We start from the raw sequence: 21,287 nt of genomic DNA, 5'->3' as shown, positions 1-21,287 counted from the left end.
TTAAGTTAGCCTACATACAGTCAGAATAGGATTTAAGTTACTAGGCTTACTATTTTGCAAAAACTCAACACGCTGGCTTTACCCTCTGACACGCCGCTAATCAAAACGCGACTATTGAGCTTATTAAGTCATCGCCATATTTTACGCTTTATCAGTGCAATGTGGTTTACCGCGGCTTACAACAGTGTTTTTATCAGCAAACTCACCACTGCGGTCAATGTCAGCGCGATATTACTATTGCTCTTACTTACCTGGCTGATTATCACCTTGTTGACACCCGGTAGGTTGTTCAAACCTATGTTAATAGTGCTGATTTTCAGCTCAGCCGTCGTACAGTATTACAGCAGCAACTTTGGGGTGATGTTTGATGCCGGCATGTTGCAAAATGTGTTAGAAACCGACATTCACGAAGTTAAAGATCTGCTCAGTTTCAAATTCGCCAGCTATTTTGCCGTTTTTGCACTGCTGCCAACGCTAGTTGTGTGGCAAATGCCCAACTTAAAGTTAAACCGCTGCTTAAGGGTGCAGCGTTACTTGCTGATTATATTGGTTAATATCGCACTGATTGGCAGTCTCGCTTTGACCTCCTATCAGTCGCTGTCGGGTTATTTTCGAGTGAACAAAGAGCAACGTTATTACGCCACTCCGCTTAATATCGTTGCAGCAGTAAACAGTCAGTTGAAAAAACACCTTGCAACACCAGTCAAAGAATTTACCCGCATTGCCAGCAATGTGACTTTTGTGCCATTTTCTGCCAAACCGACTGTGTTTATACTTGTTCTTGGTGAAACAGCACGAGCTGATCACTTCACTATCAATGGATACCAACGCGATACCACGCCTAATCTCAGCAAACTACCAATTGTAAACTTTGCCCAAGTCAGCTCATGCGGCACCGCCACCGCCCATTCAGTACCTTGTATGTTCTCGTGGATGAACAAGGCCGATTATGACGAAAACATCGCGAAAAACTCAGAGAACCTGGTCGATATAGTCAAAAGAGCAGGTTTCGACGTGCTATGGCGAGATAACGATAATGGCTGTAAAGACGTATGTAACCGCGTTACTACCGAAAATTTATACCAATCCGCGAATATTCATTGTGAAGATGGCTGCCCAGATGAAGTCTTGCTGGAGCATTTACCAAACCTACTTCAACGCCAGAAAAACCTCTTTATTGTGCTACACCAACAAGGTAGCCATGGCCCTGCGTACTATCGCCGCAGCCATGGCCAACAAGTGGTATTTGCACCCGCTTGCCAAGATGAAACATTTGCTACGTGCAACCAGCAAGAAATCATCAATGCGTACGACAATAGCTTAGTTGCCACCGATGATCTGTTAGGAAAATTAGTGACTACACTCGCCGCTATGCCCAATGTGAACACTGGCTTGTGGTATGTTTCCGACCACGGCGAGTCGTTAGGTGAAAATGGGGTTTACTTACATGGCTTACCCTACTCGCTTGCACCTGACGCCCAAACCCACGTACCTATGCTGTTTTGGCTGTCTAACAATTACCTTCACGATGCCCAATTGAACCTTGATTGCTTACATAAAACCGCCGCACAAGCGACCAGCCACGATGCCTTATTCGGCTCAGTTTTAGGGTTATTGTCTATTCAAGTCACCACTAATAAAGATTTGACCGATCTCATCACTCCGTGTAGGAGCACTTATGCACAAAATTAGCGTAGCAGTATTACTGGCATTAGGGCCTTGGTCATTGGGTATGGCCAATGAACTGTTAGGATTAGATGAATTGTGTGCTGCGAAAAAGGCACCACGCGATACATCCCAAACCGCATCACAAGCAAATCAGCAGAAAACCATTGTGGTCGGCGAGCTGGCGGTAACAAATAATCCAATATTTCCACCGGATAGCCCTGATACGACGGCGTTTCATAAGCTCGTCAACTGGTTGCACATAGACACTCGAACCAAGGTGATTGTAGAGCAGCTCCCATTTAAACGTGGCGACCTTATCAGTGAAGCGGATTTACAAGAAGCCGAGCGTATTCTAAGAAGTAAAAAGTATATTCGTGACGCGAGCGTAACGTTAGATGCAGATTGCGAACCTGATCAACCCCAACGCATTGCAATCCAAACCTATGATACTTGGAGTTTATTGCCCAGTATTAATATTGGTCGCAGTAGTGGTAACAATAACAGCAGTTTTGGCTTCAAAGAGGAAAACCTACTGGGATATGGTATACGCGCATCACTTAAGTATAAATCGGATCATGAGCGTACAGGCTATCATACTGTGGTACAAATGCCCGCCCCTTGGCAGCCACATGCCATGCTAACGGCGCAAGCGGATGACTATGACGATGGCAAAGTGATGATGCTAGATTACTACCAACCATTTTATCAGCGCTCAAGCAGTTCTTTACAACGCTACTTTTTCCAGATTCAGCAACAACTTACTTCCATTTACCACAACGGCGGCACCGAAAGTCAGTATCAATATGATGGCACCATAGCACAACTGGCTTATGGTCAATTGTGGCAACAAGACAACGACAAAACCATACGTTGGCTCGCCGGTGTTGACCATCAAGACATTCAGTACGGTGATAATGCGCTGCTAGCTCGGGCGAATTTGCAAAACTACCAAATCACCGCGCCTTGGTTTGGTGTGCAATGGCTTGAAGACAAATATACTGTGTTACACGATATCGACCTTATCAATCACAACGAAGATATTAATCTCGGCTGGGATTTATATAGCAAAGTCGGCTTCGATACCGTCAATGCGGGCCAAGGTTTTACGGTTGAACTCACCGCAGATAAAGCTTGGCTACCCAGCCCTGCGATGCTGTATCGCTTTCACAGCCAACTTAGCGCCACACTTGGCACTGAATTGGAAGACCGTGTGAGTGTTTCCGCTAGTGGTAAAATCAATTATCGGATCAATGACTTATTTGCTTTATATGGGGAAGTCTCTGGCACTTGGCAGAATCGCGAGTTTTCCGATAGACCGCTGGCAGTTGGTGGTGAAGAAGGTATTCGCGGCTTTCCACAAAGCTACCAACATGGCACGCAAGTCACACGAGCCAGTGCTGAGTTGCGCATGTATCCCAATATTAATCTCTACCAAATTGTTGATTTAGGTTTCGTTGCGTTTGTCGACGTAGGTAAAGCCAGTGGCGATGTTTTCTATCAAAACATTACTGACAAAATGCTTGGCAGTGTTGGCCTAGGCGCGCGTTTGTATTCTTCGCGCTCGAGTAACGAAAACGTCATCCATATCGACTTAACTCGCCCCATTAGCACTTTTCCTGAAGTTGATAGCTGGGAAATTGGCCTGTCGGTAGAGACGCGCTTTTAAACGCGTCTCTACTTTTTATGGCCGTTCCGGCAATTTATATAAGCCCTGACTATAGAGATAATTGCCAAGTAGTGCATGCGCTTTGGCAATTTGAACTTGTAAAGGCGTGGCATTTGTCGCTTCCAATGGCGCATTTACACCACGATAAATATACGCTGATGGTGCTTTGTCTGGCTGTAACACGGTAAGTCCTGCTGCGGTCAAATAGCCAAAGTTATTGCTAAACTGCATCATCGCCCGTGGCGCTGCTGTGTGTGGTTTGGTTAAGTCAAAGCCTAACATTGGCGATACGTTCTCCACCCCAATCAAAGACAGCATAGTCGCCGGCATATCCAAATTGCTGGCAATGCGTTGGTCTTTTTGAGGTGTAATGCCCTCGCCCAAAATTAACCCCGGAATATGGAAGTTTTTTACCGGTACTGGCGTAGTTGAATCAACCCTCGCATCGTGATCGGCAATCACCAAAAACACAGTATTGTGCCAATAATCACTGGCTTGCGCTTTGGCAAAAAACTCACCTAAGGCTTTGTCACTGTACTTAATCGCATTGTTACGTGTGGCAAGTGGTTGCTCATAGGGTTCAATTTCCCCAGCAGGGAACTCATAAGGCGTATGATTTGAGGAAGTAAAAACGAGACTAAAAAAAGGCTTATCTTGTTTATTGAGTTGCTCAAACTGGCGATGCGCTTCAGCGTATAAATCTTGGTCGCTCGCCCCCCAAGAACCAACAAAACTGGTCTTGGCAAACTTAGGTAAATCAACGATGTCGCTAAAGCCATTGCCCAAAAAGAACGATTTCATATTATCAAAGTGACTTTCACCACCGTAAACAAACTGCGTATGGTAGCCTGCTTGTTGAAGTAACTCCGCAATCGTAAAAAAGCCATGCTGCGCTTTGCTTAGTTTTACCACAGCGCGTGACGGGGTGGGTAAAAACCCGGTCGTTACAGCCTCAATCCCGCGTACTGAACGCGTACCTGTGGCAAATAATTGCTCAAATGCCCAGCCTTGTTGCATTAACTTGTCCAGATTGGGCGTGAGCGGCAACCCTCCTAAACCGCCAACAAACCTTGCGCCTAAACTCTCTTGCAATAGGATCACTAAATTGCGCGGTTTTCCTTGGTAACTCGGTAATTGCCGATTCATCGTTGGAATGGCTCCGGCAATAAAACTCTGCTCACGACCCGTTTGCGCTTTCACCACCGCCAGCATTTCAGCCACTGGCATATCACCGTAAAACTTGGCTGCACTTTTTTCTGCACCAATACTTTTCATCGCAAAAGCCAGTGAAAAGCTTGAGTTTAGAGCCAGTTCATTGAGCAAAATATCGTCGGAAAACGCCACCATCGCGGGGTTAAGTGGGCGATGACCAAACGTCGAACGCGCGCCTATAAAAAGCGCAAGCACGACCACGAGTAAAGTCACCATTCTTGGTAAGTAGCCCATTTCGCTCGCTGCGCTAACCTGTTGCCCAACAAGACGAAACGCAAGCCAAGCGGTTCCAATCGTACCAATTACAACTACAAAAATACTGGCTTTATAGCCCGTCCAAAGCATGCCGAACACTTCTTTTGGATACAATAAATATTCAACAAACAGACGATTAGGCCGCAAATCATATTCAGCAATAAAGGTTGGTGTGACCAGCTCCATACAGGCAAGCAGCACCAGTATTACAGATAAGTAAACACACAGCAGCTTTTGCCATATTGCGCGCACTCGTTTTTGATTGGGGAGTAACAGATGAATAAGCACAGGTAGCAGCAACAAATAGCTCAAGGTCGCAATGTCTACTCGTAAGCCTTGGGCGAGAATGCCAAAGCCAGTTTGCAGCGAATTGACCCGCTCACTTTGCCATACCAACAATGCAATACGCATGCACGAAAGACCAACCAAAGCGGCTAGCATTGTTGCCAAAAACGGACGCAACAACCGTATAACTTGATATTTCATTGCTGCAAATTACTGGAATCGGGTCAGTACGAGATTAACAACCACCATGCTCCAAACAGTGACCGTCAGCGCTAAACTGACGAAAACTGCGGCTGAGCCAATATCTTTTGCACGGCCTGACAGTTCATGATGTTCGCAACCAATACGGTCAACTACCACCTCAATGGCTGAATTAAGTAGCTCGGTAATTAGTACGACAAACAAACATGAAACGAGCACGATGCGCTCAAGCAGTGTTACAGGCAACCAACAGGCTAAAGCGGTCAACACCGCAAACAACAAGACTTCTTGGCGAAACGCCGCTTCAAAACGCCATGCAGCCGCAAACCCCTGTACTGAATAGCCTGTCGCTTTAACTATGCGTAATATTCCACTGTGACCTGGTTTCATCGCAACCTAACCTAAAAGATTGTATTCAAACCATAACGCTAGCGGTGCAAACTTAAGAAAGTCTTAAGAAAGGTGAATTTATTTTTCGGATAATTAGAAAAGCAAAACGGCGCAGTGCGCCGTTTTATTAAGAAAGTGTAATTGGGTAAGTGGGGACGGCTGAAACCCGTTTGCCAATATGGCGGAGCACCCACCACCAAGCAACCAGCAAACCTGCCATAGCCAATAGCCATAAGCTCGAAAATGTAGGTGTTGTGCTCAGCATGCCAATTTGATACACCGAAGTGGCAAGAATATAGGCAATCGAGGTCGTCCAAGCCACAACTAACCACATCCATTTTCCACCGGACTCACGCTTGATTGCGCCGAGCACTGCCACACATGGCGTGTATAATAAAATCAGTACTAGGTAGCTAAACGCGCCCAACTGACCGTTGAATTGACTTGCCATCGCAGTTAATAAATCACTATTGGCCGCACCTTCTTCATTGGCCGCAGTTAACCCTAACGGATCGGCAAATTTGGATACTAGATCCTGCGCATTGGTCACCAGCGTACCGGCAGCCTCGGTGAATTTATCAGTCAACGACCATTCGCCCTCATCGGTTGGTTGACCGACATAGAGCGCATCAAGTGTGCCAACAATCGCTTCTTTGGCAAAAAGACCAGTCACTACGCCTACCGTTGCCGGCCAGTTGTTGTCTTCAATACCCAATGGCGCAAGTACTGGGGTGACCACTTGTGCTGTTCTTGCCAATAATGATGCATCGCTGTTTTCATGCCCAAAACTGCCATCCGTACCCACCGAATTAAGCACACTCAGCAAGGTCACGACAAATACGATGGTTTTGCCTGCGCGAACAATAAAGCCTTTTAAACGATACCAAGTAGTTAAAAACAGATTGCGCCATACTGGTAGATGGTAAGCTGGCATTTCGGTAAAACTCGGTGTTTTAGCGGCATTAAAGACTAACTTACGAAATACAAAACCCGAGGCAATCGCAACCAAAATCCCAAACAAGTACAGAGCAAACACAATATTTGCTCCATTGATTGGGAAAAATGCCGCGGCAAACAACGCATAAACAGTCAAACGTGCACCACAAGACATAAATGGCGCCATAATAATAGTAAGTAATCTGTCTGACTCACGATTCATGGTACGCGCACTCATTACCGCCGGCACATTACAACCAAAACCGACGATAAGCGGCACAAACGCATTACCCGGTAAGCCAATCGACGACATTAGCCTATCTATAACAAACGCAGCGCGCGATAAATAACCACTATCTTCCAAAATAGATAAGCAAAAATACAGTACCGCAATTACCGGAATAAAGGTCGCAACTAATTGAATACCGGCCCCGACCCCATCGCCTAAGATAACACCAAGCCACTCAGGTGCGCCAACATCAGCAAGTAGTAGTTTCACGCCGTCAATTAACAACGCACCCACCAACACATCAAAGAAATCGATAAATACGGCACCGAAGTTGACGGCGATAGTAAACATCAGATACATCATAAAGAGGAAAATCGGTACACCTAAAAAGCGGTTCAACACCACTTTATCAATGCGGGTGGTCAAATCTGAACGTGCTTCAGAGACCATGTTCACGCCGTTGGTGAGCTGTTTAATAGTCTGATAACGGCGCACCACTTGTTCGGTTGAACCACCTTTTTCAGCAGCAAAGGCCTCCTTGATATCAGTTTTGCTCGTTTTGACTAACCCAGCTAAGCTTTGATTCAGCTGCGTTTTTAAGGCATCAATACCACTGCCTTTAGAGCCAACTACAGCGATGATTGGCAAGTTTAAGCGCGTTGCCAAAGTATCCAAATCAATATTCTTGCCGCGTTGCTTTGCCACATCGAGCATATTGGCAACCACTACAACCGGTAATCCCAACTCTTGCAATTGCGTAGTTAACACCAAGTTACGTTCAAGGTTAGCAGCGTCAACCACGTTGATAATAAGGTCCGCTTCATGATGCTTTAGGAAATCAATCGCGATTTGCTCATCTTGCCCCGGCTCAATTTGTTCAACACTATACAAGCCCGGTAAATCAATCAGCTCAACTGTGCTATCGGCAAGCACAAGTTCACCGGTTTTACGCTCAACAGTCACGCCTGGCCAATTACCTACTTTTTGGCGCGCCCCAGTTAAACGGTTAAATATGGTGGTTTTGCCGCAGTTCGGGTTACCAACTAATGCTATTTTCACGCCTTTTCCTTACCCTGAAGCTCAATATGTGCCGCATCGGCACGACGAATGCTGACAAAAGTATCGCCTACCAATACTTGCATCGGACAACCCATCGGCGCGATATTGAGGACTTTCAACACCTCACCTGGGACAATACCAAGCGCGAGAATGCGACTCACCAACGCAGCGTCGGGATGAGTAATAGCGGAAATAATGGCGGCTTGATTCGGTTTCAGTTCACTGAGTGTCATAATTGTTACTGCAATTGATGATGGTTCTTATTACCAATTAATAGATACGCATGTTATCGTAATCTAAGCACTAGGGCTATGGCAGCGTAAAAATAATTTAATATGTGTATGCTAGAGCGTTGCAGTGAGGTCACTCTTAGTTGCGCATAGTACCCTGTTTCCGATTAAGACCTAGCTTTCAACCCCGTTTTTTGCCGTGTCCATACCTAGTTAATTCCATCCGTTATCGTCAGCACAAATCACATCATAGTGACACTTAGTGCTAAAACGGAGTATCTTCAATAGATTGGTGTTAGCTATTAAAGTGAACTACAAACTCTGTTGGGTGGGAGAAATCACGCTTAAATAAAGTACAAAAAAACATTGTCAGTAGCCATTACTTTGATATATTACTTAATCAATTAAGAATGCAAGATTTGGCACATCAGGCCATTATTGCTTAGCATGATGCTTTGTTTATTAAGGAGCAAAATTGGCTGTACTAACCTGTTTTGGGGAAATCTTAATAGACATGCTACCTAATGAAGGATCTTATCTACCCATTGCTGGCGGTGCGCCGGCTAACGTTGCCGTGGGTTACGCTAAATTGGGCGGCAACAGCCGATTTATCGGTGGACTAGGTGATGATGTGTTTGGCGAACAACTGCGCCATGCGATTAGACGTTATCGGGTTGACGACGCTTTATTGCTAACCGTACCTTGCAGTCAAACCGCACTGGCATTTGTGCAATTAGATCACACAGGTAAACGACGTTTTAGTTTTTATCGCCACAATACCGCTGATGTACGTTTCCCTTTAACTGAATTGGCGCATATTGACTGGCCTAGCGATGGCTTTTTTCACTTTTGCTCAAATACGCTCACAGATCCGCACAGCGCTTATACCACTTTGGCGATGATCACAATGGCGCACCATCACAAACAAGTTATCAGCTTTGATGTGAATTTAAGGCAGAACTTGTGGTCCAATGTTCAAGAGCTGGCCGATAGCGTTGAACGCTGCTTTCATTTTGTTGATATTTTGAAGTTCAGCGAAGAAGAGCTCTGTTATTTAGCAACTGCAAAAGGTCTGCGTTCAGAACAATACTTAGCTTGGCTACAGTCATCATTCGACGTTAAGGTACTTGTCATCTCTGCGGGGCATAAACCGGTAACGCTCATTTGCGATGATATTTGGCGGCAGTATTCTGTACCCGAAATTCACGCGATTGACACCACAGCTTCTGGTGATAGCTTAGTGGCCGCGTTGTTGTTCCACCTAACCGAGAGCAGTTTACGCAATGAATTACCGCTTAGGCAGGCACTAGATAATCGCCAATTGCTGAAGCAAGCGCTTAAATTTGCGGTGCAATGTGGCTCGTTCACTTGTCTTAGTAAGGGCGCGTTTCCTGCAATGCCTGAATTTGCCGATGTTGCACACCATTTTACTCCCTTCGAGCTTTCATGCTCGGCACTTCCTCAGGGATAGCATGTGATTCGGTCCAAGGTTGGACTGATTTTTCTCATCACTTTTACCAGCTTTATTACTATAAATCGCGGTCTGATTCAGTTATAACTAAGCATCAAAATCAATTAATAAGAATTTTTATGCGTGCAAGGATTGTCTCTTTCATCATTTCACTTATTACAGTTGTACCTTGGTGTGGATTTGCTGACACTTTTCATGAACTCACAATAGCCGAATTACAAACTAAGCGCGCAAAAAACGAACTTAGCTACGAACAACTCACGGCATTTTATCTTGAGCGTATTGCGCGCATAGACCCAAAGCTCAATAGTGTAATTAGCCTTAACCCCAATGCGTTGCAAGAAGCAAAGCAGCGCGACACTGCATTTAATGCGGGAAGGGCTAGTGGTATGTTGTTTGGGGTGCCTGTATTAATTAAAGACAATATCGATGTTGCTGGCATGGTGACCACGGCTGGAGCTAAAGCCTTACAACGCAATCTAGTCACTCAAGATGCTCCGCTGGTTGCCAAATTAAAAGCAGAAGGTGCCATCATTCTTGGCAAAACCAATTTAAGTGAATGGGCAAATTTTAAAACATTAAAAAGCAGCAGTGGTTACAGTGAAATTGGCGGGCAAACCAAAAACCCCTATAACACCGCCTTTACACCCTGTGGATCAAGCTCAGGTAGCGCAGTTGCGGTGAGTGCCAATTTAACCTTAGTTGCAATAGGTACTGAAACCGATGGCTCAATTTTATGCCCTTCGTCCTTTAATGGCATTGTTGGTTTTAAACCAACTCTCAGCAAAATCTCGCAGCAAGGTATTGTCCCAATTGCCCATTCCCAAGATACCGCAGGGCCAATGGCACGCACTGTAGATGATGCCGTTCTAGTCTACTCCGCTATCACCGGCGACATAGCGCCAAGCCTGATGCCAAAGCTTGCCTTGGCAGGTAAAACCTTGGGTCTATTAACGGCCATGCAAGATTTTTATGCGCCGCATCAAACCGCGTTAATTAAGTCATTAGATGCGTTTGCCGTGCGCGGTGTGAAAATTCTTAAGCATTTACCCTTTAACAACATGGATAAATTGTTTGCAGCTGAGTTCGAAATTTTACTCTACGAATTTAATCAAGATGTGAGTCAATATCTACGCAATACCAATCAAGATGTTGTCGTCAAATCGCTCAAAGATCTGGTGGCGTTTAATCAACTGCGCGGCGACACACGGCAAGACCTACTAGAAAGTGCACTAAACACCACAGATAAAGACAAATATGCCGAGGCGAAGGCGCTTATTAATGAATATGCGTTAGAACAGCTTAAAGCACTAAAACTGAAATATAAAATCGATGTTTTTGTTGCCCCCACTACAGCCTCCGCTTGGCCTATCAACCTACAAGAAGGTGATAACTATACTGGCAGCAGCACTTGGTTAGCCGCCATGATAGGCGCACCAGCCATTACAGTGCCATTACAAAGTATCGACGGTATCCCATCAGGACTGACTTTTTTTGCCCTTCCGGGTGAAGACGATAAGGTCTTAGCATTTGCCCGTGAATTTGAGCAAATGACCCAAGCGCGCGTTGCACCAAAATTGTAAACAGGACTTTTTATCCTTACAAACCTTGCAAACCATCATGTGCTCTACCAAGCTATTGTATATAAGGCAAAACTCAGAGTGCGCATGTAAATAAGGATGAAAGATTATTTCACCGCAAGTTTGGACGTCGCCAAATTTGCCTTAATTGCCATTGGTATGATTGTCTGCGTGCTTATTTGGCACAGCCTCAGGGTGAATGAGCGCGAAAGTGCTATCAGTCATATGCAGGACAACGCGAATCGAGCTAACACTGCTGTGATGGCGCTTTATACAGGAACAAAGCGAGCACTTGACCGCATTGCAGACCGTTGGCGCCAAGCAAATGGTACGAGTGAGCAGCTATGGCGAATTGATGCTACCCATTATGTGGTTGATCAACCTTGGTATCAGGCTTTGGAGTGGGTCGATGCCGATGGCGTCGTACGCTGGGTCGTACCTCTCTTTGGCAATGAAAAGGCAGTCAATTTTAATCTTAATTCAGAACCTGAACGTCAGACCCTGCTTACACTGGCAAAAAATACCAAAGTAAGCCAATTGTCCAAGCCGATTGATCTGGTGCAAGAAGTGCGGGGCTTTTTAATTGCAACCCCACTATGGCTGCGCAATGGCCAGTTTGATGGCTATATGTTGGGCGTGTTTAATGCTCAAGAGTTTTTCAATCAGGTCGTTAAACCCTTTCAGGACCATTTCGTCGTCACTATCCAATTTGATGATAGACTTCTTTATGCCTCTGAACCTTTTGACCCCTTAGACCGCAGCCTCAATAAGGCCACTACGACTATTTTCGACGACTCAGGCTATACCTTGACACTCATTGCCAAAGAGCAATTATTCTTAGATTTTGAAACCAACTTACCCGATCTGGTGCTCTTACTCGGCTTTGTGCTTTTTGTGTTACTCGATATCACGCTCTTTTTTTGGAGCTACGCTACCGAAAAAAATAATTATTTAGAAGAACATAAACGAGAATTGACCGACAACCTAAAAATTCAGGAAGCCTTTATAGAAAACATCGGGGATGCTGTGGTGATAATAGACAAAGAAGGCGCCATTCAACGCTTTAATAGTGCCGCTACAACCCTGTTTGGCTACACAGAAGAAGAGATCAAAGGGCAAAATGTCAGCGTTTTGATGCCAAAATCCATCGCTGATGAACATGCGCAATTTATCGCAGCCAGTTCCAGTTCAACACATCGGGTACTTGGCAGGACCCGCCCACTGATGGCGCAAAACCGCGCAGGCGAGGTATTTCCAGTCGACATTACAGTAACGCGCGTAGCCCTGAAGAATAACGTGTTATTTATCGGTCTCATTCATGACAGCCGTGAACGCCACCATACTCAAGCAATGTTAGAACAAGCGAAAGAACAGGCTGAAACAGCAAATACCGCCAAGAGTGAGTTTCTAGCAAATATGAGTCATGAAATTCGCACCCCCATGAATGGCATTTATGGCACCTTGCAAATTTTGGAGCAGGAGGTGTTAGAACTTGGGCACAAAAAATTAATCAACAAAGCCCTCTACTCAGCCAAAGCACTACTCACTATCATCAATGACATTCTCGACTTCTCAAAAATCGAAGCCAATATGCTGGAACTGGAAACCACCAACTGCAGCATTTTGCAGATTTTTGAATCGGTTATTTCAGATCTCAACCCTGTAGCGCAAAGTAAAGGAATAGGTTTAGTGCAACAAATAGAGCAAAACTTCCCTGATGGTTGGCAAGGTGATGCGGTCCGTATTCGCCAAATTTTGCTTAACTTAACCAGTAACGCAGTGAAATTTACCGAGCAAGGGCTAGTCACAATCAGCGTGGCGCTGGCAAAAACGAGTGATGGAAAAGATCAAATTAAATTTGTAGTGGAAGATACCGGCATTGGCATGGATGAAGCGGCGATCCAACAGTTGTTTACCCGATTTAAGCAAGCCGATAGCTCTACCACTCGACGCTTCGGCGGTACAGGGTTGGGCATGGCTATCACCAAAAATCTTATTAATATGATGCATGGCGACATTAACGTATCCAGTCGAAAAGGTGTAGGTACGCGCTTTGAGGTCTTGTTACCGCTCCCTCGTACTGACACTGTTGCACCTAGCAAAAATCACCAACATGCTACTGCACCCAAGCTTACAGGTAAGACTATTCTCATCGCCGAGGACAATAAAATTAATCAGATTGTGATCCAAACGATGTTAAAAAGTACCGAAGCCACACTCCATATTGTTGATGATGGTGAGCAAGCGGTTGCTAAAGCTCACGAGCTACAACCAGACTTAATTCTAATGGATATTCAAATGCCTGTTATGGCGGGCACAGACGCATGTCGTATCGTCAAACAACAGTTACCAGCCATTCCCATCGTGGCACTGACAGCTAATGTCATGGAGCAGGATAAAAAAGCGTATTTATCCTGTGGTTTTGATGCCCATTTGGCCAAACCAATCGAACTCTACTTGCTGTATGGACTTTTACACCAAATTTTTAAACCTTAGCTCGCCCCAAGTAGTAACCTAGGCATTTGACTTTCAAGCACATGCGATTTGCTTTAGCGAAAAGACAGCCGTTAATTCACATTATTGATCAAACGTGACAGATGTCACTGTGGTGTTGTGACATCCGTGACTGCCGCCAAAAGGACGTGCACCTTATGCTGGTGTCGTAGACCTTGTGGAGACAATCATGAAAATTCTCTTTGATATTGCACTTTATACGCACATTGCGCTTGGCTGTATTGCACTTTTGTTATTCTGGGTGCCTGTGGTAGCCAGTAAAGGCAGTAAGTTACATAACTTCACTGGCAAATGGTATACGCTCTGTATGCAAGTTGTAGCGGGTTGCGGCGTGCTATGTAGCGCTCTGGTGATTCTGGACCCACTCACAGTGCATCCACGTCATTTTATCGACCCGCAACAAGCCGCATTGTATATCGAACAATCACGTGCATTTGCAAGCTTTTTGCTGATGCTATCTTTTCTAGTCCTCACGGGCGTAACCCATGGCATGCGGGTTATCCAAGATAAAGCGTCACGTCAGCGCCTACGTCGCTTCGATATGCTGTGCTTATATTTAGCTTTGCTGCTATCTAGCCTCTATACCTTGTATTTGGGGATTATCGCAAACAATATGTTGTTCAATATTTTCGCGACGATAGGCATCCTATCTGTTGCGGGAATACTGCGCTACACCTTTAAAAAGGAACTAAAACCACGCGAATGGGTGATTGAACACTTAGGTGCTATGCTGGGTTCAGGAATTGGTGTGTATACCGCTTTCAGCGCAGTAGGCGGCAGACATGTGCTTGCGGTGTTGTTATCTGAGCAATGGATATTTATCTCGTGGATAGTCCCATCCGTAATTGGCACCGCAGCGATATTGTGGAGCACTCGTTATTATCGCAGTAAGTATCGCGTAAGCTAACAATATCGCTTCAGGCGCATAGTCGCGTCCTAATCTTTACTCACCAGCACTCGTAATAATTTGCGGGTGCTCACCGCATCTAACTTATCATATGCCATTAACAGCTCAGCTTTGCCGTCTGCATTGAGGTCAGCCACCACGATATTACTACCTGCTTGCGGGAATGGCGCATTCACTTTAAGTGGTGCAGAGAATTGCTTTGCCGCCTTTAATGGACGGATGGAGATGCGGTTTTCTCCTTCACTTAAGAGCAAATCGAGCTGTTTATCGCCGTCCATATCAGCCAGTGTAACGAGCGGATCACCAGCTCTACCCTTGCTCAAACTGAAGCGTAGCTCAGTGTCAAAGGCATTTGCGGGCTTTTTACCAAATTCACCGTTATCATCTTGCCAGTAAAGTAAAACATCTTGAGCTATGCTGCCTGATAACAGCGCTGAAATGATTTGTGATACGCCAATTTCAAAGCCAGATACTAAGACCTCAAGCTTGCCATCCTGATTAATGTCAATTAACTCAAGTCCAGCTAATGTACCTTCAGCACGTATGGTAGTATTCGGTTTACTGCTAAAAGAGAGCTGCTGCTTATCATCCAAGCTGCCATAGTAAAACTCGTAATCATTGCGTCTATCCAGCGCACCACTGCTGGTGGTAAAGCGTACCACTAAATCATCAATAGCATCACCGTTAACATCGAGAATGTCTTCCACTACACGGTGACTAAGCTCACTTTGATCCGGAGATTGGCCGCTGTCATCGCGTAAATCCCACCAGTTGACGCCATGAATATCATCAGCCACTTTTATCGCAAGGCTTTTTACACCCCCAGATAAAGTATATTGGCTAATCAGCCCCTGAGTAACTTCATAAACTTTGGCCTTTTCAGCCGTTTTGAAAAACACACTGGGCGGCCTGACTTCTAACTCGTTGCGCACTAAACTACGTGCTGCTGCAATAGGCAGAGTGTGCTTTCGTAACTCATGGTGACCACTCAACCACACAGTAAAATGATCCATTGCGGGTAGCATCACGTCCGCTTTGCGGTCTTGATTAAGATCGGCAATAAAGTCTATTTCGGCCAGAAAACCATTCTCGCCAAGCTGATAAAAGCTATGCACATCGCTGTACAAAGAGAGTCTATCTGGGACTGCTTTGGTTGGCACTCGATATGCGGCAACATGGTCGCGCGCGAGGAAAAATAATCCAACTTCCCCCTCAGCTGCCGACTCTAATACATCAACGGCAAAATAGTTTTTACCAATCGCAAATTCATCGACCACGCTGAGCGCTTCATTTTGCAGCGCCAATATTGTGATTTGGTGCGCTTGATTGAGGCCACTGCCAATCAAAATAATTTCTTTGCCCGGCAATGGGGCGACATCTGCCACTATCGGAGGACGACTAATATTATAATTTGATTGATGATTGAGAGTTTGATAACTCAAGGCCGCGACCGAGGGCGTAAAGCAGCTTGGGACTATGGCAAGTAATAATAACGACAATAACTTAGTTGGCAACGAAGCGCTTTGAAAACCCATATTTACACTGACCTTGTGTTTTTTGTTTCAGTATAGAGTGCAATAGGTCAATTTAGTTCATTTTTTGTCAGGCGTCTGCCACCTCCTGTGCACAGACGCCTGATAATTTTATTGCTTGGTGAGCAACGCTAATTCACCAATTTGCACTAAACGTCCGTTATCTCCTCCCACTCCACTGCCGCTTTGGTTATTACTAAACTCAAAGCGATAATGCCCATAAGCTGTGCTGTTGTTGCTTAAGTCGTATTGGTAAGTCGTTAAACGGGTTGGGTTTTGCGGATAAGCACCGTGACCAAGAGGCGTCCATTGTTCGCCATCTTGCGAGCCATACACAAGCCAACTGGTTGGGTCGCGCATTGCGTTGTCATTCCCCGTTGCCACTGAGTATTTCTGCAATATCTGCGGCGTGGGTAAAGTCAGTGTCACGGCAACAGAGTTCACCTCATTAATTGGCAATAGTTGAGGTAAATACTGTGATAGCCACCATGGCGTCTCTAGTACTGCGTTAAATTTCTTCTTCACGTTGTTATCGATAAGCTGTTCGGGCCCTTCTCCCCAGACACCAATATGCGTGGCATTGGTGCTGATGCTTACACCTTCATCTTGAGTAAAGTTACGATAACCCGCGACAGGCGTCGGCAGTGGTGCAACAATACCCAGCTCGGTTTGTAAGTAAGTTTGATATTCTTTGAGCACAGCTTCAATACCACGCGCTGGGCCAAAAATGGCCTTGAAGGCGGCATCAAAGCTCCAGTTTGGTATGGTTTTGGCCGATTGATTAAACAAACGGATAAAGTCTGTGTTGCGATTAGTTTTTGCCACCCACTCTAAAAAGAATGAAGTCTGATTGTAAGCATCTTCATTGTGGGTGTAGATCCAATCAATCTTGCCACGATAATGTTCAAGGTAACCCGCTTGAATACGTACATAATTCGCCAGCCCTTCAAGATAGGAATGGAGTTCTTGCCCTGCCTGATACACCCCTTTGGCTGGGGTATGGTTATAACCATGAGTGAGCTCGTGCCACAGTACCCCAATAATTTCATTACGAATCGCGTCATCACTTTGACCTGCGAGATTGGCGATGTGCTTAACATCAAACATCAACACCATATCTTTATCAGTGCCACCTTTCGCCGCCGGGAAATCATAATCACCAGTTTCAAAACGGACTGAGTTAAATACCGGCGCTTCGGTCACATTGTGGTACAGCACTTTGGCGACCCCAAGTGATATTTCTTGGATAACTTCCGTTAGATTTGGCAGCACTCGTTCTAATGCTTGTTGTCCTTGATGCTCCGGCAAATGCTTCACGTAGCTTACTGACGGCGGCTCAAATCCAGCCCATGGCTCTGCCTCATTCCAAACACGGATATAATCGTCTTGTACAAGCACGCTGTCGCCTTTGTCGTTACTCGCTTTAAGCGACACGGTTTTTGCGCCCAGTGAATTAAAGACCACATACGGATTTTGCTCACTGCTAGTTGCAGGTGTCCCGTCTTCAAACTGCCATTCCCATTTACTGGGGTTGACCAAAGACGTATCAGAAAAAATTACAAATTGACCCACTGCTGGCGTTTGCGTGGTAGTGGTAAAACTCACCAATGGCGCCTCGGCCACCACAATTAAGCCTAAATCGGCTAATTGCAGCAAATTCCCGCCCCATTCGTCGATACCTGAGTTTTCAAAGCTAAACCGAAAATATTGATAAGAGGTTTCGTTATCGCTGAGTGAGTAGCTTCGCGTCATTGAACGTGTCGCAAACACCTGATCCGATTGGCTATCTATACTGATCCAAGTTTCACCATCACTTGACGCTTCAAGTAGCCAAGTCTTAGGATCTCGCGGCGGTGCATCTCCTGCCGAGGTTAAGCTGTAGCCTTTGATCACCGCAGGTTTTACGGCACGAAACACCACTGTAGCAATAGGGCTAAAGGTCAGAAACTTGGTCGCTGCATTGCCATCAAGCAGGTTTTCAACCGACTCCGCAGCGGGTGAATCAACCGCATCGGGTGCACTTATTTGCGCGCCTGTGTCAGCGCTCATATTGCGTAACGCAGCATTCCCCGCAGCCGGAGTTGCAGCTGTGGAGCTCTCCTGTGTAGACACAAACCCAGAGCCATCATTGCATGCACTCAACATGCTAGAAATGGTCAGAGCCAAAAACGTAAGTTGGATTTTTTTCATTGTTATTTACCTGTCTAAGACGGTAAACCCATTCAGGTTGTACCGTCTTTACCTGTGTTTAGGAGTTAGAAGTTGTAAGTAGCGCGTAACGAGAATTGACGACCGAAGGTGTCGTACGCCCCTTTGCGATAAAAGGGGTAACTATCAAAAGTCTCATCCTGTGGCGGCATGGCATTAAGCAGGTTATTTATGCCAAATTGCAGACGTAAATCGTCACCAATTTGCTGTGCAATCGTAAGGTTATAGCGTGTCCACGCTGGTAAACGTTGGCGCTCACCATAGTTGGCGTTGTTCCACATTTTGCCTTTATAGATAGCGGTGAGTGTTACGGCTGTGTCGTCGTATTGCCATCCGAGCTTTGCATTTGCCATGGTTTTAAAGTCAAAGTTTGCTTGATCATCAAGTAAGTCAAGTAGCTCGTCCCCCGCCATCACCCGCTCTTTTTTCTTCACCACTTGCGAAACTTGCACTTTGTAATCCCAAGCACCGTATTCGCTATCAAGCTTACCTTGCACCGCAAAATCGACGCCCGCGTTTTGGCGCTCACTGGCGTTGATATAACCTTCCACCACAGTGGCAGGCAAATAAGGTGAACCGCGGAGCAATTTACCTAACCGGTCATAACTCTGACCATTTTCGTCAAAACGAGTAATACGCGCCGCCGCATTCGTACATAGAGTAGAATTACTATCATACCGACCGGTACGGCATTCATAATCCGTTTGCAAAATTTCGCCAGCACCTAAACGACGTACTTTGTCTTTAATGGTGATGTCGTAATAATCCACGTTAAACGAAAGATACTCAGCAAACTCATACACTACACCTGCGGTGAAAGTTGTACCCGTCTCTTCTTTGAGGGTTTTGTCGCCATATAGGTATGACTCATAGTTGGCTTGCACAGTCGGTTTGTCTGGATTTGATCTATCCGTATCCAAACAAGTTACCTCTAATGCAGCAGCGTTATAACTACCGGCATCACCACTTTGTAAAAAGCGCACACACGCATCACCTAATGTACGGTCAGCTGTACTGCCAAAGTTCCCAGCAAAACCTTTGTACACAGCATCTAAATCTGGCCCACGGAAGGTCGTGCCACCCGCAGCGCGTAACACCAGCTGCTCAGTGGGCTTGTAAACAACCCCTAGTTGACTCGACACTGCACCACCTACGTCTGACTCATCATCGTAATAGTCATAACGAGTAGCGGCTTCGATATCTAAACCTTCCATGACTGGCACTGCCATCTCAATTGCAGCTGCATAGCGTTTGCGGTCACCTTGGGTGGTAAGTCCGGTTAGGCCTGAAAACTCGCCACTTAAAATACGCTCATCCGGTTTGGCTTCAAGGCCTTCTTTTAAATACTCAACATAGGCCGAAAACGCCACGGGACCTGCGGGTAACTCAAATAAGTCGCCAGCGATTTCAGCGGTCAAACTGGTGTTGTAAGCTTCGTTGTCATAGGTGGCATAATCCGCAAGCTCTAAAATACTTTGCTTATCAAAAGCGCCAAACCAAAATGCGTAGTCAGGGCGGTAAATTGGTAAGCCGTCTTTCTCCCCTAACTTTTCGCCAAAGAAACGTTTGTTGCCAGTAACAGTCGCGGCAATATAGCTGTCGTCAAAGTACACTTCTGAGCGCGATAACGTCACGGCATAAGTGTAGTCTTGCCATTCTCCTTCAAAACCAAAGTTATACGAAAGCACTTTGTCTTTGTAGGTGCGGCCAAGACCATCGTCGGTGTATTCTGAATCTAACACTTTGCGCCATGCGTACTTCACCACCGCGCCTTGACTACCATCTTTATGCTTTAAGTCTGGATCAAAATAAGGATCACCAATAAAAAACAGAGGCCCACGGTCACTTTTTTTGGTTTGATCAACAAAGAAACCATTAGCGAACAAACGCAGGTCGTCTTGTAACTGATATTCGCTATTAAAGTACGCGGTAGCTGACTCGGCTTGGTTGGTTAAATGGTTATCGCCCGTTTCATCCCAGCCGCAGCTGTAGCCATAGTTGTTACGCGCAATATAATGTTGCACAGCCTGCGAATGCGGATTAGTGGCGGTATTACAATATTCGCGCGTGTAATTATTGAGCGTTGCGGTGTCTGTCGAATACACAGTAATAGAACGATTCAATTCCTTCGCTTTAGTCGGCGAAGGTGAATCCCATAGACTGTCATGGTAAGGTCGGTCAGCCGCTTTTAGCGCATCTTCACGTTTAAATTCAAACGCATAATCTAATGTCCAACGATCAAACGCCAAACCACCGACTAAACTTGCATTGAATTTATCTGCGGTATCGTAGGTGTCGGTGGTAAATTTCGCATCAACATAATGACCGCTAATGCCTTTTTTGGTAATGATGTTGATCACCCCACCCATTGCATCAGAGCCATACACCGCCGATGCACCACCGGTTTGCATGTCAATCCGCTCGACCATCGCCATCGGAATAGTATCTAGGTTAACAAAGTTCTTTTCGCCGTTAATCGCCATTGGGTAGTAAGCCATGCGCTTACCGTTAATAAGCACTAAGGTATATTCCGCACCAAGGCCACGTAAGTTAAGCTCCTTGGCGCCTGGCGTATACGAACCAGTTTCAACCTCACCAATAATGGCGCCAGTCGCTGCGGTTAAATTTGATAACGCATCGTAAACACTACTAAAACCGGCCTTTACCATATCGTCGGAAGAAAGCGATACCACATTGGTTACGCCCTCAAAGTCAGCCCGTTTCAAACGTGAGCCCGTTACCGAGACGCGCTCTATCGGCTCTGCTGTGGTTTGTTGATTATTTGCGTCCTCAGCACTGGCTGCAAACGAAGTCGCTAACGCAACAACTAAAGGCGAAAGTGCGAAGGTAAGTTGAGATTTAAACACTGAAATTGCTCCCTTGATGATTTGTAACGTTCCAATTTTTATTTATAAGTCGCATCACTTTCAATACTTTGCTGCGC

General features: G+C 45.6%; 13 protein-coding genes. 6 read left to right on the top strand and 7 right to left on the bottom strand.

Annotated features, from left to right (window positions below; genetic code table 11):
- Nucleotides 1-54 precede the first annotated feature (54 nt).
- Both ACFOEE_RS19625 and ACFOEE_RS19620 read left to right on the top strand, forming a co-directional pair.
- A complete protein-coding gene (locus tag ACFOEE_RS19625) occupies nt 55-1,692 on the top strand; it encodes a phosphoethanolamine transferase (RefSeq protein WP_377128547.1) in 1,638 nt (545 codons plus the stop codon).
- On the top strand, nt 1,679-3,334 hold the full coding sequence (locus tag ACFOEE_RS19620; protein ID WP_377128544.1) for a hypothetical protein: 1,656 nt from the start codon (nt 1,679-1,681) through the stop codon (nt 3,332-3,334). Before ACFOEE_RS19625 ends, ACFOEE_RS19620 begins: the two co-directional genes overlap by 14 nt.
- A 15-nt stretch (nt 3,335-3,349) precedes the next feature.
- Here the strand turns inward: ACFOEE_RS19620 and ACFOEE_RS19615 are convergent, their stop codons facing one another.
- The 4 genes from ACFOEE_RS19615 to ACFOEE_RS19600 all read right to left on the bottom strand — a co-directional run bounded on the left by ACFOEE_RS19615 (nt 3,350) and on the right by ACFOEE_RS19600 (nt 8,134).
- Nucleotides 3,350-5,287 carry an LTA synthase family protein gene (locus ACFOEE_RS19615; RefSeq protein WP_377128541.1) on the bottom strand — a complete coding sequence of 646 codons (1,938 nt, stop codon included), beginning with the start codon at nt 5,285-5,287 and terminating at the stop codon, nt 3,350-3,352.
- A gap of 9 nt (nt 5,288-5,296) precedes the next feature.
- A complete protein-coding gene (locus ACFOEE_RS19610; protein WP_377128538.1) occupies nt 5,297-5,677 on the bottom strand; it encodes a diacylglycerol kinase in 381 nt (126 codons plus the stop codon).
- Nucleotides 5,678-5,804: 127 nt separating this feature from the next.
- Entirely contained in the window at nt 5,805-7,901 is a 2,097-nt protein-coding gene (gene feoB / locus ACFOEE_RS19605) for a ferrous iron transport protein B (protein ID WP_377128535.1), read from the bottom strand.
- Entirely contained in the window at nt 7,898-8,134 is a 237-nt protein-coding gene (locus tag ACFOEE_RS19600; RefSeq protein WP_377128532.1) for a FeoA family protein, read from the bottom strand. The genes feoB and ACFOEE_RS19600 overlap by 4 nt, the downstream gene beginning before the upstream one ends.
- 472 nt (nt 8,135-8,606) lie before the next feature.
- Here ACFOEE_RS19600 and ACFOEE_RS19595 point away from each other — a divergent pair, with 472 nt between their 5' ends.
- The 4 genes from ACFOEE_RS19595 (at nt 8,607) to ACFOEE_RS19580 (ending at nt 14,603) form a co-directional block, all read left to right on the top strand.
- Nucleotides 8,607-9,602 carry a carbohydrate kinase family protein gene (locus ACFOEE_RS19595; RefSeq protein WP_377128529.1) on the top strand — a complete coding sequence of 332 codons (996 nt, stop codon included), beginning with the start codon at nt 8,607-8,609 and terminating at the stop codon, nt 9,600-9,602.
- A gap of 119 nt (nt 9,603-9,721) precedes the next feature.
- The gene (locus ACFOEE_RS19590; protein ID WP_377128526.1) at nt 9,722-11,185 is read left to right on the top strand and encodes an amidase family protein; all 1,464 of its coding nucleotides are present in this window, start codon (nt 9,722-9,724) and stop codon (nt 11,183-11,185) included.
- Nucleotides 11,186-11,281: 96 nt separating this feature from the next.
- Nucleotides 11,282-13,678, top strand: coding sequence for an ATP-binding protein (locus tag ACFOEE_RS19585; protein WP_377128523.1), 2,397 nt, complete (start codon nt 11,282-11,284; stop codon nt 13,676-13,678).
- 187 nt (nt 13,679-13,865) lie between these two features.
- Nucleotides 13,866-14,603: a hypothetical protein gene (locus ACFOEE_RS19580; protein WP_377128520.1), complete on the top strand. Its 738-nt coding sequence runs from the start codon at nt 13,866-13,868 to the stop codon at nt 14,601-14,603.
- 29 nt (nt 14,604-14,632) lie between these two features.
- On the opposite strand, the gene ACFOEE_RS19575 is transcribed toward ACFOEE_RS19580, so the two are convergent.
- From ACFOEE_RS19575 to ACFOEE_RS19565, 3 genes are all read right to left on the bottom strand, one after another.
- Nucleotides 14,633-16,138, bottom strand: a complete 1,506-nt coding sequence (locus ACFOEE_RS19575; RefSeq protein ID WP_377128517.1) for an FG-GAP repeat domain-containing protein — start codon at nt 16,136-16,138, stop codon at nt 14,633-14,635.
- A 108-nt stretch (nt 16,139-16,246) separates the two neighbouring features.
- Complete coding sequence (locus ACFOEE_RS19570; RefSeq protein ID WP_377128514.1) at nt 16,247-18,325, bottom strand: basic secretory protein-like protein; 2,079 nt, start codon at nt 18,323-18,325, stop codon at nt 16,247-16,249.
- 65 nt (nt 18,326-18,390) lie between these two features.
- A complete protein-coding gene (locus ACFOEE_RS19565; RefSeq protein ID WP_377128511.1) occupies nt 18,391-21,210 on the bottom strand; it encodes a TonB-dependent receptor domain-containing protein in 2,820 nt (939 codons plus the stop codon).
- Nucleotides 21,211-21,287 lie beyond the last annotated feature (77 nt).

It is taken from the genome of Pseudoalteromonas fenneropenaei, from assembly GCF_042643375.1.
GTDB lineage: Bacteria > Pseudomonadota > Gammaproteobacteria > Enterobacterales > Alteromonadaceae > Pseudoalteromonas > Pseudoalteromonas fenneropenaei.
Note: the sequence above shows the minus strand (reverse complement) of the source record. Positions and strands in the feature narration are given on the sequence as shown.